This window comes from Polaribacter sp. 20A6, from assembly GCF_011378915.1.
GTDB classification, from domain to species: domain Bacteria; phylum Bacteroidota; class Bacteroidia; order Flavobacteriales; family Flavobacteriaceae; genus Polaribacter; species Polaribacter sejongensis.
Genome location: NZ_WTPZ01000003.1, coordinates 527,262 through 542,473 on the forward strand (window position 1 = coordinate 527,262; position 15,212 = coordinate 542,473).

At 31.0% G+C, this 15,212-nt stretch carries 9 protein-coding genes; all 9 read left to right on the forward strand.

What is annotated here, in order from left to right; all coding sequences use genetic code 11:
- Positions 1-70 precede the first annotated feature (70 nt).
- The 9 genes from GQS57_RS09645 (at position 71) to GQS57_RS09685 (ending at position 15,186) form a co-directional block, all read left to right on the forward strand.
- Entirely contained in the window at positions 71-2,902 is a 2,832-nt protein-coding gene (locus GQS57_RS09645; protein ID WP_165732636.1) for a PQQ-binding-like beta-propeller repeat protein, read from the forward strand.
- 287 nt (positions 2,903-3,189) lie between these two features.
- Positions 3,190-4,641 carry a sulfatase gene (locus GQS57_RS09650; protein ID WP_165732637.1) on the forward strand — a complete coding sequence of 484 codons (1,452 nt, stop codon included), beginning with the start codon at positions 3,190-3,192 and terminating at the stop codon, positions 4,639-4,641.
- A gap of 9 nt (positions 4,642-4,650) precedes the next feature.
- On the forward strand, positions 4,651-6,459 hold the full coding sequence (locus GQS57_RS09655; RefSeq protein ID WP_205860248.1) for a right-handed parallel beta-helix repeat-containing protein: 1,809 nt from the start codon (positions 4,651-4,653) through the stop codon (positions 6,457-6,459).
- A 6-nt stretch (positions 6,460-6,465) separates the two neighbouring features.
- On the forward strand, positions 6,466-8,745 hold the full coding sequence (locus GQS57_RS09660) for an alpha-amylase family protein (RefSeq protein WP_165732638.1): 2,280 nt from the start codon (positions 6,466-6,468) through the stop codon (positions 8,743-8,745).
- Positions 8,746-8,806: 61 nt separating this feature from the next.
- Complete coding sequence (locus GQS57_RS09665) at positions 8,807-9,694, forward strand: sialate O-acetylesterase (RefSeq protein ID WP_165732639.1); 888 nt, start codon at positions 8,807-8,809, stop codon at positions 9,692-9,694.
- Between the two features lie 40 nt (positions 9,695-9,734).
- Positions 9,735-10,553 carry a sialate O-acetylesterase gene (locus GQS57_RS09670; protein WP_165732640.1) on the forward strand — a complete coding sequence of 273 codons (819 nt, stop codon included), beginning with the start codon at positions 9,735-9,737 and terminating at the stop codon, positions 10,551-10,553.
- Between the two features lie 4 nt (positions 10,554-10,557).
- Positions 10,558-12,114 (forward strand): sulfatase, encoded by a 1,557-nt coding sequence (locus GQS57_RS09675; protein ID WP_205860249.1) that lies wholly within the window; start codon positions 10,558-10,560, stop codon positions 12,112-12,114.
- 86 nt (positions 12,115-12,200) lie between these two features.
- A complete protein-coding gene (locus tag GQS57_RS09680) occupies positions 12,201-13,625 on the forward strand; it encodes a sulfatase (RefSeq protein WP_165732641.1) in 1,425 nt (474 codons plus the stop codon).
- Between the two features lie 19 nt (positions 13,626-13,644).
- The gene (locus GQS57_RS09685) at positions 13,645-15,186 is read left to right on the forward strand and encodes a sulfatase (protein WP_165732642.1); all 1,542 of its coding nucleotides are present in this window, start codon (positions 13,645-13,647) and stop codon (positions 15,184-15,186) included.
- Positions 15,187-15,212 lie beyond the last annotated feature (26 nt).

Consider the following 15,212-nt stretch of genomic DNA (forward strand, 5'->3'; position numbering starts at 1 on the left):
ATATATTCACAAGTACAAATAGAAACTTTTAAATAGCTTATTTTATAATAAGTTTAAAAACGAATCATATATGAATAAAATTCTTAAAAAGTCTTTACTAATTGCAGTTACGTTATTAGTGAGTTTTAACTGTTCATCTAATAAGCCAAATACGATGAAGGATGATAAAGCAATCGTTAGTATAGAAACGGGACTAACCATATTAAAAGTGAGAACGGCTATTAATAAAGGAAGTTCTTATATCGTTGCAAACAGTTATGAAGGGACTTTGTTAGGTGTTTCTTTTGATGGAAAAATTCTATGGAAAAATGCTTTGTCTGGTTTTATGAATCATGATGTTTGGATACGAGATTTAGATAATGATGGTAAAGATGAAATTTTAGCAGCAAATGCAGATGGTAATATTTATTGTTTAAATGCTGAAGGAAAATTATTGTGGAGTTTTAAAAAGAATGATGCACCTATGTTTGCAGTTACTGCAATTAAAAAAGACAATAAAATGTATGTTGTAGCTGGTGGGTTTGATAAGAAAATCTATTACTTAGATACAAAAGGGAAGGAAGTAAAAGAAATTGAAACGTCCACTTTTTCAATTGAAAAATCATATAAAAAAGTTGGTCAAAAAAGAGCTCCGAATAATGTGAGCATGACTAATTTTATAAGAGTTGTAGAGAACAAAGACCAGACCGAAACTTTAGTAGTTTTGGGTACCAACAATCACATGCAGAATGTAGGTACTTTGTATTTTTTTAATCCTTTAGAAAATCTTCCTTTTAAAAAGAAACCAATTCAACAAGATAAATCTGTAAAAGGAAAATTAAGAATTAGACCCATAGGAGATTTAAAAATTGTTGATTATGATAATGATGGAGAAAAAGAAATTTTATTGGGTGCATCTGCTCATGTAAATGATTTGTTGGTAACATTGTACAGTATTAAAGAAGATACATTTACTTTTCATAAATTAGATAAAATTAGTTTTGGTTATGATATTGCACATTCTGAAGTGATTAAACAAAACGGAAAAGATATTTTATTATCAAGAGCCGGAAGTCAAATTCATTTATATGAAAAAGGGAATTATAAAACTTCTGTAGAAAGATTGGTAAGTACCTATGCGTATAATGATTTATGGAAAGACCCAACAACAAATAATATTATTTTGGCAAGTAGCCAAAGTGGAGGAAGTCAGATTCATATTATCAATACAGAAAATAAAAATTGGAAAAAGGAATTTAAAAACTTACATCCTCTAGGTAAAATTGCTTCCATTTTAGCAAATACAAAAAGTATCAGAAATAATTTAGATCAGTTTCAGAAACCAGATTATCAAGAAAAATCGCAACCTGTTTATTTTATGACAGAAAAAGTACCTGATAATTTAATAGGGTTAAAAAATAAAATTTCTAAAAATTATGAGTCTCCAGTTTTCTTAAACTCATTACACATGAGAGAAGTAGAAAATTGGGATCGTTCTCAAGTCACCAATGAAAAATATAAAAATTCTAGAGATAGAAGAAAGAAATATACATTAACAAGTGATGAGGCTTTAACGCAAATTACCAATCAGTTTAAAGGAGAACCAGGTATTGCTTATTGGGCAGGTCATGGTAACGATCCGTATATGTTTCATATAAACACTACAAAGAAAGTTGTAGATATGGCTAACGGAAAGAAAACAGTTTTAATTTATCCAGAAATGGAAGATCATTCAGATAATTTAAACTTTTTGGTCGATGATTTAGTGTATCCTTTGGCAAAATATGTACAAGGAAAAAATACCAATATCTTTTTAAGGTCTAAACATGTTTCTTGGTTAGGTAGTAATTATAACAAACCTTGGTCTCGTTTAATGTCTGGTGAATTTGCAGATGTTTTTGTGCCTTCTATGGAAGAAACCACAGATAAATCTATGGAGCTTAGTTTGGCAGGTAGAACAGGTATGTGGGCAAGTGGTGCAGTCAATTCTTGGGGAACCAGATCTGTGCCAGACAATACTGCTTTTGATAGATCTAGACAATTAGGATACCAGAGATTGCCTAATCATTTTTTAAGAATGCTAATTTTTCATACTTCTTATGGAGCGCAATACATTAATAATTTTGCGGTAGATCAAGACTATTTAAGTGTTTATTGGGAGCTGATTGCAAAAGGAGCTTTATATGTGCCAAAACGAAATGAAATTTTAAGTTTTTCGCCAGTTCATGTAAGCATGAAAGAACCAGATCATCATTATATAGATGAAGGATCTAATGTAAAATGGAGTATTTTTTATGATGAAGAGTTCGAAAATAATAATCCGTATGCTATAAGTAGATTAAGTGGTTCCTGGCCAGGAGCAGCAGTTACAGAATGGGACTTTTCTAGATATGCTGCTGGAGTTAAAGAAAGAAGATTAAACTTTTTAGCGCCTTATGAAAACGGATTGGTATTAATTACGCCACCTCAAAAAGGAGTTTTTGCTCAGAAAAATGTAGTAAGAAAATCACTTTCAGAAAATTTACATCCTTTTTATAAAAATATTTTAAAGGAATATATTACAGACGGACATAATTATTATTCTGCTGATGGTAAAGAAACTTATAAAGCAAATGAATACTATAAAATAATAGAAAAAGAGATTAAAGAAAGTGCTAAAAAGCTACCTGTTACTGTTTCTGGTGATGTTGCTTGGGTAGTTGCACAAACGTCTCCAAAACATTTAAGATTAACCATTTTAGATAATGGGTACATCAACCCAGAAGAGAGTACTGCAATTGTAAGTTTTAATAATATTAAGATTAAAAAAATCACAGATATTTTAAGTGAAGAAGCATTTAAAGTAGAAAATTCTTCGGTAAAAATAAATATTCCTTTAGGTGCTTTTAGATTTATAGATATAGAGTTAGAGAAGGCGTTTTAAGAATAAATTATTGGTAGATACAAGAAATGTATTCTCAAAAACAAGCGCTGTACGATTGTTTTAGAACTTTACAGTAGTTACAAAGTGTAAAATTTACAATGAGGTTTTAGATGAAATATTTTGGTTGCTTTTTCTTTTTTAATAGATATTAAAGAGTAAAAAGTAATCACCAAAAATAAATATGTCCTTATAAAACTTAGAATTTATTTCGTAAAAATGGCTAATACTAAAAGTTCTCTAACTAAAAAAAATGATAATCAATTATGTATTTAAAAAGAACTAATTATATGAAAATACTATTTGCAATAGTTGTATTGGGGTTTACTGCGTGTGCAGAAAAACAGAAGGAAGTTGCGCAGGTATCAAAAAGTAATCAACCAAATATTATTTTATTTGTTGCAGATGATCACGGTACCGATGCAATTGGTGCGTATGGAAATCCGGTTATTAAAACTCCAAATTTAGATCAATTAGCATCAGAAGGGGTAAAGTTTACAAACGCCTATTGTACCAGTGCAAGTTGTGCGGCAAGTAGATCTGTTATTTTATCAGGTAAATTTGGTCACGCAACTGGTTCTTATGGTCATGTGCATGATTATCATCATTTTAGTACGTATGATACAGAAACGTCTTTACCTGTTATTATGGAGAAATCTGGTTACGAAACAGCAAGAATTGGTAAATACCATGTAGCTCCAGAAAAAGTGTATCACTTTAATCAGGTTTTAGAAGCAGATCCTAGAAATACCGTTGAAATGGCAGATGCCTGTGCCGATGTTTTAAAATCAGACAAACCATTTTTCTTATACTTCTGTACAGATGACCCTCATAGAGGACACCCTTTTGAACCAGAACAATGGGATACACCGAATAGTTTTGGAAATAAAAAAGAAGGTTATAAAGATGTAGAAACTGTAATTTATAACCCAGAAGATGTTTTAGTCCCTTCTTTTTTACCAGACACAAAACAGACTAGAGAAGAAATTGCACAATATTACCAGAGTATTTCTAGAATAGACCAAGGTTTTGGTAAGTTGATGAAAATGTTACAAGAAACGGGTAAGGCAGATAACACTATTGTTATTTATATTTCTGATAACGGAATGGCTTTTCCAGGTGCTAAAACTACCGTTAATGAACCAGGAATTAAATTGCCTTGTATTATAAAAGATCCAACAAAGGGTACAAAAGGGACAACAAATAAAGCGATGATTTCTTGGGTAGATTTAACACCAACCATTTTAGATATGGCAAAAATTGAATTTAAAAAAGAGCAATTTCACGGAAAATCGTTCAATTCAATTTTAGATAAAGCAGATCCAGAAGGTTGGGACGAAATTTATGCTTCACATACGTTTCATGAAATTACTATGTACTACCCAATGAGAGTGGTTAGAAGTAAAAATTACAAGTTAATTTGGAATATTGCTTATAGGTTAGAGTATCCTTTTGCATCCGATTTATGGGCGTCTTCTACTTGGCAAAGTATTTATAGGAACAAAATAGAATATTTTGGACCTAAAAAAGTACAAGATTTTCTATTTAGACCAGAATTTGAATTGTATGATTTATCAAAAGATAAAAATGAGCTAGACAATCTTGCATATAAAGATGAATTTAGTGATGTCTTAGAGTCGATGAAAAGTAAGATGAAAAAATTTCAAAAAGAGACCTCAGATCCTTGGATGATTATGTGGGGGCATGATGCATCTTTACAAGGGTCTGGAGTTAATTTATAAAAAGCGATTATGATAAACAGTTTATATAAAATAGTAGCAGTATTTATTTTTTTTGCAACGATCAATAGCAATGCAACTGAAATAATTAATATAAAGCACAGCAAAGGAGATATGACTTTGGTTGTGAGAGAAGTAATTGAAAATGCAAAAACCAAAGACATTAAATTGGTGTTTGAAAAAGGAAATTACTTTTTTAAAACAGATTATGCGGTTGGTAAATTCTTGTATGTTACAAATCATGGAAATGGGTTTAAAAAAATCATTTTTAATTTTGAAAAATTTAATTCCGTTGAAATAGAAGGAAATGATTCTGAATTTGTTTTTAGAGGTCAAACGTTGCCATTTTTATTTGATGGATTAGATAAAGTTAATGTAAAAAACATCACCATAGATTGGGACATTCCTTTTTCTTTTCAAGGAGATGTTACTGCTGTAAATGAAAAAGAACAGTGGTATGAGCTAAAACCATATACAAAAGGGTTTTCATGGAAACTTAGTAAAGGTAGGATTGAATTTCCTGGAATCAATCATTTTAATTTTACGTCTTTAGGCAGCTCTTTGCCACACAATAAAGAAACAAAAGCAGTAGATTATGGAGCTTGGGATGCAAGCTTAGAATCTAATTTTGTAGAAAAAAGACCGAATGGGATTTTACGTTTTTATGATAAAAACCTTAAAAAATATCCAAGAGTAGGTTCTGTATTACAATCTAAAGGAGATAAATTAAACAATAGATATGCTCCTGCTTTTTTAACTAGAAATTCTAAAAACATCGAGTTTAATAATGTAACTATTCATCATGCTTTAGGAATGGGGTTTTTGTTTGAAAGATCTGAAGATATTAAAATTTTAAATTCAGGAATTTATATTAGAGAAGGTTCAGACAGAGTAATGTCTATCGTTGCAGATGCAACACATTTTGCAAATTGTAAAGGTGATATTTTAATTGAAGGTTGCCGACTTGAAGGAATGTATGATGATGGAACAAACGTACATGGAACCTATGTTGAAGTAAAAGAAATTCTAAATGATAAAACCGTTAGAATCGCCTTAATGCATGACCAACAAATGGGATTTGAGTTTGCAGGAATCAATGATGAGGTTTGGTTTATAAAACAACCAAATCCGCAAAGAGCGGAAATAAACACGGTAACTGCTGTAAAAGTAATTAACGATTATTATACAGATATAACTTTTAAAAATGAAATTCCTGCAGGTTTAAAAATTGGAGATCTATTAGAAAACAAAACATGGAATCCTACTTTTACCATGCGAAAAAATATAATTAGAGACCACAGAGCAAGAAACATCATTATTAAAACTCCAAAGAAAATTATTATAGAAGACAACGATTTATCTTCTATGATGTCTTCCATTATGTTAAGGGGAGAAACGTTTTATTGGTTCGAATCTGGTAATGTAGAAGAAGTAATTATCAGAAATAACAGATTTGTAGATTGTGCTACAGGAGGCTCTGAACATGCAATCTTAAAAGTATCTCCAAGATTAGGGAAATCGTTTGATGATACGATAACGTATGATAGAAATATCACTTTCGAAAACAATTTTATTGAAACATTTGACAATAGAATAATTTGGGCAGATAGGGTAGATGGACTAATAATTAAAGGAAATACCATTAAACAAACGAACACTTTTAAAGTTCAGTTTCCGGATGCTTATATGTTCGATTTGATACATTGTAAGAATGTAGAAATTTCTAAAAACTCTTATTCAGGGGACAATAAAAATATTTTAAAAGCAGATGAAGCTTCTAAAAAAGAGTTGAAATTTAGGAGTAATAAAGGTTTAAAATAATATGTTATGAAACAGGTTCTTTTTTATTTGGTTTTATTTTTATCGGCAAATATAGTTCAAGCGCAATCTTTAGAAACAGCAGCGAATTCTAAAATTAAAATTTTAGAAAAATTAGTTAAAAAGGCAGAGAAAAAAAATATTGATGTTTTAAAGGAAAAAACGACTATTAGAACTGCAGAAGTATTTTTAAAGTATGCCAATTGGGATGATAAAAATGTAAAAGTAAATGAATCTTTATATAAACTAGTTCCTTCTTTTAAAATGGAAGCTACTAAAATGGCAGAAGATTTACCAAATTTCGAAAGAAAGGAAGTGAATTTAATGTTAGATAAAGCGATTTTAGAAATTGAATCATTACTAGACAAAAAGACGTTTAGAAAAGTGAGTCCGAAAGTAGATTGGACAAAAGTTACTGTAGAAAATGACCAGTTAACGTTTAATAATCGACCTGTTTTTTTAGCTGATTATACTTGGAAACCTAAAACAAAAGAACTTACTGAATTTCATGGAAATCAAGATAGTTTCTTTATAACACCTTCGTTTGTTTCAAAAGAAGATGGAACGATCAATAAAAAAAGAATGGACTTATTGAACGAAAAAATGAATGGTTCTTTAGGTTTTATTTTTATGAATCATAAAGGTGTTCCAAAATGGGCAGAAGAAAAATATGGTCCAAATTTTTCTATGAGAGAAGATACCTATACTGCGTATGATATCGATAATCCTGGAGCTAGAGAAATTCAAACAAAATTATTAGAAGCTGTTGTACCAAAAATGGCTGGTAAAAAGTTTAGTCAGTTAGGATATATGTTGGTTAATGAGCCTCATTTTTATACTTATACCGATGCAAAAAAGAAAAAATTACCATGGGCTTCTGGTGGTGTTTCTCAATTTACAATTAAAAAATTTAAAGTTTGGTTATCCAAAAAACATCAAAATGTAGCTAGTTTAAATGCAGTTTGGAATACCAATTTTAAAGATTTTAATGATGTACAAATAGATATTCCTATTGATATCAGTTTAAAAGGATCTCCAATTTGGTATGATTGGGCTGCTTTTAATATGGATAGAGTTACAGATTGGTATGCCTTCTTAAAAACAGAAATAACAAAACACGATGTTGATGCAAAAGTGCATTTAAAAATTATGCCAAATCTTTGGACGAATAACCAAAGAGTTCATGGGGTTGATTTAGAGGTGCTTACAGATTTAAGCGGAATAATTGGTAACGATTCTGGTGCCGATCACACCTATACTTGGGGGAAACCTCATGAATGGCAAAAACATTATGCTTTTGAATGGAGAGAGTTGTGTATGGGATATGATTTTATGAAATCTGTAAGTCCTAATAAAATTAACTTTAATTCTGAGTTACATTATTTATCAACTGTTAGGTCTCGTAAATTAGATTTAGCCCCCAATTACGCAAGAGCTAGTTTTTGGTTGGCGCATTCTTACGGAATGACTGCAAGCCAGATTTGGTATTGGCCAAGAAACGCAGATGGCTCCATTTCTAACAAAGCAAAAAAAGATAAAGGGTATGCGGGTTCTAACAATCAACAACCAAGAGTAACTAATGAAGTTGCCATGACTTTAATAGATTTGAATGCCAATTCAGAGGAAATAATGGCAATTCAAAGAGATAGAAAACCAATCCGTTTGTTTTATTCTAAAACGTCTGCTATTAATAAAAAAGTACATATGGATGATCTTTATCGTTTGTATGAAGGTTTAAATTTTGAAGGAATTCCGTTAGGATTTGTAACTGAAAATATCATTAAAAAACAGAATAATAAAAATTGGGATGTTGTTGCTGTGTATAATACTCCTTTTGTTACCAAAGATGAATTAAACGCCTTACAATCATATTTGAATAATGGAGGAACTATAATTATTGATGACATTAGTTTAGTGAAAAACGAATACGGAAACGAATTAATTGCTTTAACGAAAGGGAAAGGAACTATTATTAGATTGAATTCGGTTGCTAAAATTAGAAACGAAGTTTTATCACTCTTAAAAGAAAAAAATCTGCTTTCTGATATTTCTATTGAAGAAACAAATACAGCAGATAGAAAAGGATGTATTTGGAGAGTTGTAAAAAACAATGCTGGTAATAATGTATTGTCTATTGTAAATGTTGGTAAAAGAGACGCTTCACTAAAAATTTCATTAAAAGGTAATGAAAATATCATTTGTAAAGATTTAATAAAAGGAATCTCAGTTTCATCAACACCAACTTTAAAACCCAATGAGGTGTATTTTGTAGAGGTTACTTTAAAATAATAAGAGATATGAACTCCTGCAAGGTCTTTTTTTGACCTTGTAGGTAAAGAAAAATAATTTTATGAAATTATCTAAAATCTTATCAGTAGTATTAATAATAGTATTTTTTTCATGTAAAACAGCCTTAATTTCTCAAGAGAAAAAAGAAGTCCAAGTTGTTTTATTAGCAGGACAATCTAATATGGCCGGTGGTGGTAATTATGATAATTTAGATACATCTATCAAAGAAAGAATTGAAAAAGTTGCAAATAGAGTTTTTATAAGTCAGTCTAATACAGACCAAACACCATTGTCTTGGTACAAAAATAAACCAAGTGAAAAATACGATTTCACAAAACGTTTTGGACCAGAATTGATGATAGGTTTAACCTTGGCAGAAAAATATCCTAACAAAGAATTTTTGTTGATAAAACACGCTAAAGGCGGAACTGCTTTATATGGAGCTTGGAACCCAGATTGGACTTTAGATAAAGCGAAAGAAATAGAAAAAGGAGCTAAAAAACAAAGCTGGAATTTAGTTGAACAACACATCAATTTAATCAATGAGAACTTAGCTATTTTAAAGAAAAAAGGAAAGTCTTATAAAATTATTGGGTTTGCCTGGATGCAAGGAGAAAATGATGCTACTTTAGAAAAAGCAGCAAATAGTTACGCAGATAATTTAGAAAAATTAATAAAAAAGTACAGAACGACTTTTAATGTAGAAGAAATGCCGTTTGTTTTTGGTCAGATTAACTCTAGATACGGAATTAAAAACGGAGCAAAAATGGTTAGAGAACAGATGGGAAAAGTGCGATCTGCAGTAAAAAATGTGAGTTTAGTAAAAACAAGTACAGATACAAGTTGGTCAGATTTCCCTAAGCATACAGACAATGTGCATTACAATACAGAAGGGCAAAAAAGGTTAGGTGAACAATTGGCACAAGAATTAATAGATTTTCTAAAATAGGTTTATGAATAGGTTACTACTGAGTTTTTTGACTTGCCTTATGATTTCTTCGATAACTTTTTCTCAAGAAGAAATTCATGTTGTTTTGTTGGCAGGTCAATCTAATATGGCAGGTCGTGGTGTTTCTAAAGAATTAGATGCTGCTCTTATAAAAAGAATTCAAGATGTTTCTGATAGAGTTTTAATATCAACATCAGATATAGAAAAAAAGAAGCCAGAATCCTTATCCTCTTTTAAGAAGAGTTTTGGTCCAGAATTAATGGTGGGGTTAACTTTAGCAGAAGCAAATCCAGAACAACATTATTTATTGATTAAAAAAGCTGTTGGTGGAACTTCTTTGTACGGTGCTTGGAGTACAGAATGGACAAAAGAAAAAGCAATGATTGCAGAACGAGGAGAAGAAAGACAAGCATTGCAATTATATGCTGCTCATATTCAAAATATTCATCAGAATTTAGAAAAATTAAAAGCAGAAAATAAAGCCTTTAAAATCTTAGGTTTACTTTGGATGCAAGGAGAAAGTGATACCAATAAAGCCATTACAGCAACGTCTTATCAAAAGAATCTTCAGAATTTGATAAATGGGTATAGAAGTGAATTAAAAATAAAAGATTTACCAATTGTAATAGGACAAGTAAATGTGCTGCCAAGAAAATATAAAATTGGCCCAACACAAGTTAGAAATGCAATGTTATCTGTAGCTAATTCTGACAAGAATATAGGAATTATAGAAACATCCACCGATGAAAATTGGTTAGATTTTCCGAAACATTCAGACAATTTACATTACAATACCATAGGGCAAAAAAGATTAGGCATTGCCTTTGCCAAAGAATTAATAAAACTTTTAAATAAATAACAAAATGAAAAAACAGTATTCTTATTTCGCAGTTAGAATTTTATGTGTTTTAATGTTAGCTACTGCTTTTGTAGCATGTAATCAAAAAGAAAAAGCAACAAAACAAACAAAAGAAATAGTAAAAAAGCCTAATATTTTATGGGTTGTAGCAGAAGATTTATCCCCATTTATGGGTGCTTATGGAGATTCTATAAATAAAGGGCACACACCGGTAATCGATAAATTAGCATCAGATGGCGTTTTATTTAAAAGAGCCTATGCAACCGCACCAGTTTGTTCTGCAGCAAGATCTGCATTAATAACAGGTGTGTATCAAACCACAACGGGTACGCATAATCATAGATCTAGTAGGTTTACAGATGGTGAAATTGTACCAGAAGAATTAAGAATACACTTGCCAGAAGGAATGAAAACGATTCCGGAATTGATGAAAGAAGCTGGGTATTTTACGTTTAATAGTGGTAAAGACGATTATAATTTTGATTACGATAGAAGAGCTTTGTATGATGTTGGAACCAAAGAAGATTATAAAGCAGGTATGAATGGTTGGCAAGGAAATCATGCTATAGACTTTATGACTGTAAAAGAGTATGTGTGGAATGCTAGAAAAGATAAAAATCAACCTTGGTTTGGACAAGTTCAAATTATGGGAGGTAAAAAAGATGCAAAATATGTAAGAGAAGGAGAAAAATTGGCTACTAATGATGTGCCACTACCACCTTATTTTCCAAATATAAAATCGCAAAGAGAAGCTTGGACAACACATTACAATGCAAACAGAGGTTCTGATGTTACTTTAGAAAAAGTGATAAAGCAATTAGAAGCAGATGGCGAGTTAGAGAATACCATCATCTTTTTCTTTTCAGACCATGGTAGTCCAACTTCGTTAAGACATAAACAATTTTGTTATGAAGGTGGATTGTTGGTGCCTTTAATTATTAAAGGTGATAATCCTGTTTTAAAAGCCGGAACTGTAAGAAATGATTTGGTTTCTTTGCTAGATGTTTCTGCAACTACATTAGCGTTAGGTAATGCTAAAATGCCTTCTTATTTAGTGGGACAAGATTTATTTTCGAATGATTATCAAGAAAAAGAATATGTAATTGGAGCAAGAGATAGATGTGATTATACAATTGATAAAATTAGAACCGTAGTTTCTGAAGAGTACAGATATATTAAAAATTATTTTCCTGAAAGACCAATGATGCAAGCTGGTTATAGAGATAATAAAAAGATTGTAACAGATTTTAGAAAATTACATGAGGAAGGTAAATTAACACCATATCAAGAACAACATTGGTTTGGGGTTCGTCCTGTAGAAGAATTGTATGATTTGAAAAAAGATCCGAATCAAATGAATAATTTAGCATTGAATACTGAGTATTCAGAAGTTTTATTTAACCACAGAAATGTATTAGAAAACTGGATTAAAGAAACAGGAGATAAAGGTCAGTTTCCTGAAGATGCTAAGCAACTAGAAGCAACGTACAATATGTGGAAAGACAGACCTCGCTTTAAAAATGCCAAAATAAACCCAGAATACGATCAGTTTAAAAAGTAGTAAAAACTACACATAAAGACATATTATAAACCTTAGAATACAAACAGCCTATAAGTTTAAAGTTTCTTTGTTTAAAAATAAAAAAAATGAAATCTATATTTATCAAAGGTGTAATTACGCTCTTTTTTGTTTCAATTACATTTTCAAGTTTTGCTCAAAATGATGCTTCTAAACCAAATGTTTTATTCATTATGGTTGATGATTTAAATGATTGGGTGGGCGCTTTTGGAGGAAATCCGCAAACAAAAACACCAAATATAGATGCACTTGCAGATAAAAGTACCATTTTTAAAAATGCCTATTGTTCTGCTCCTTTGTGTAATCCTTCTAGAGCAAGTATCATGTCTGGTTATAGACCTTCTACAACAGGTGTTTATGGTAATTCAGAGCATTTTAGAGATGTAAAAGGATTTGAGAATACAGTAACCATTCCTCAGTATTTTGAGAAAAATGGATATAAAACAGCTGCTGCTGGAAAAATATTTCACAGTCCAAGAGGAAATGGGAAAAAACCAAGACCAGGTAGTGATCCTGGATCTTTTCAACAAGAAAGAAAAGGTGGTTTAGGAGGTGCTTTTCCTGATGATAAAGACAAACAATCTCATGGTTTAGATTTAAAAAGTTACGGAGTAAAAGGTTCTTTTTTACATTCGTTTGATTGGTTTCCTGTAGATGTAACTTTAGAAGAAAATAATGATTTTGAATCGGCAGATTATGCAGCTAAATTTTTAGAAGAAAAGCACGATAAACCTTTCTTTTTAGCTTGTGGTATTTTTAGACCTCATTTACCTTGGTTTGCGCCAAAGGAGTTTTTTGACATGTATAACTTAGAAGACATAAAGTTACCAGAAACTCTAAAAAATGATTTAGATGATGTTGGTAAAATGGGACAAAATATGGCTAAAAGAGGCGTTCATAAATCTGTTGTAGAACATGGGAAATGGAAAGAAGCGGTAAGAGCATATATGGCAAATATTTCTTTTGCCGATGCTTGTGTAGGACATTTACTAAACGGATTAAAAGAAAGTAAATACGCGGATAATACCATTATCGTTTTAATGGGAGATCATGGTTGGCATTTAGGTGAAAAAGAACATTGGTCTAAAAATGTATTGTGGGAACGTTCTGCAAAAACACCTTTGTTAATTTTTGATCCAAGAGGAGATGGGAAACCAAAAGTAAGTACTTCTTTAGTTTCTTTATTAGATGTATATCCAACGTTAGTGGAAATGGCAAACCTTCCTATAAATAAAGAATTAGAAGGAAAAAGCATCTATGATTTAGTAAAAAATCCTTCGCACGTAGTTAAAGAATATGTGTTAACTTCTAAAGACAAAGGAATTCACTCCTTAAGAAATAAATATTATAGATATACCGTGTATTCAGATGGTTTTGAGGAATTGTATGATCATAGAATAGACCCGAACGAGTGGACAAACATTGCTAAAAACTCTTCTAATAAAGAGATTTTGAATGCATTTAGAAAAGAATTAAAAAGTATTTTAAAATAATATTTTAATTAAAAATAATATGACGTTTCGCTTAAAACACCTTTATGCATCAATAATCATAATTCCTTTTTTTATTTCATGCAATAGTGTAAAAAAAGAAGTTTCTAAGGATGTTAAAAAACCAAATATCATATTTGTTTTGGTGGATGATTTAGGCTACGCAGATGTTGGTTTTAATGGCTCCACATATTTTGAAACTCCGAATATAGATGCGCTTGCAAAAGAAAGTTTGGTGTTAGACAATGCCTATATGTATCCTACATGTTCGCCTTCTAGAACTGCAATTTTTACGGGAAAACAATCTTTTAGAACCGGAGTTTATACAGTTCCGGTTTTAGAAAAAGGAGACGATCAAGAAAATATTTTTTCTAGATGGACTGTGGGTAAAGAGCATCCTATTTATGCAGAACCTTTGGCTAAAGAAGGTTACAAATCTATCCATTTGGGTAAATGGCATATTGTTGGTCCTTATCCTAAGGAAGAATTGGCAATGGAATATCCGCTTAAAGAAAAATTAAAACAGCCAAATCCAGGTGATTATTCTTGGGTAGCAGCTCATAAAAAGCCAGATATTCAACAATATTATCCGGAAGGAAGAGGTTTTGTAAAAAATGTTGGAGGAACTTTTAGAGGAGATCCTGCTTTAGAAGAAGGTGGTTATAAAAGTGCTGCAGGTGGTTATTGGGCTCCATTTAGCAATCCGTTTATAGAGAAAAAACCGACAGATAATTGGCTAACAGATCGTTTAACAGATGATGCTATTGAGTTTATAGCTGAACATAAAAACGAGCCTTTTTTAATCAATTTAAATTATTATGCGGTTCACAGACCTATAAAATATAGAAGTAAAGAATTGTATCAAAAATACTTAGATAAACCTGGTGATACTATTACCGGTCAAGGGTTGCATGCTAATAAAAAGAAGCACGAATATTTTGCAAGTTATGCAACTATGGTGGAATCTGTAGATGATAATATCAAAAGAATTACAGATTATTTAGACGCTAATAATCTAAGAGAAAATACGGTAATTATCTTCACGTCAGACAATGGTTATCATAGTATGGCAAGTGCAAATAAGCTTATGAGAGGTGCAAAAGGAGATATTTACGAAGGCGGAATTAAAGTGCCCATGTTTGTGAATTGGCCTAAAAAAGTAAGACCTAGAAGGAGTGAAGTTGCTGTAAGTGGTTTAGATGTTTTTCCTACGTTGATGAATTTAGCAAATATTACTGATTTTAAAGGAACTTTAGATGGGAATTCTATGACAGATTTATTTTCTTCGGATGATAAAAAGTTATCAGAAAGACCATTGTTTTGGCATTTAGCAAGTCGTTTTAAACACGGAACTTGTTCTGTTATAAGAAAAGGAGATTATAAATTAATTCAGTTTTTGGCTGATGGAAAACTAGAATTATACAACTTAAAATCGGACCCTAAAGAATCTAAGAATTTATCCAATATAGAAGTAGAAACCACAGAAAGCTTATTAAAAGAATTGGTTTCTTGGAGAAAAGACAACAAAGTTCCTTTACCACCAAATTCAATATTAGAGTTTTAAGTCTTTTTATTTTTAAGTCTAATTAA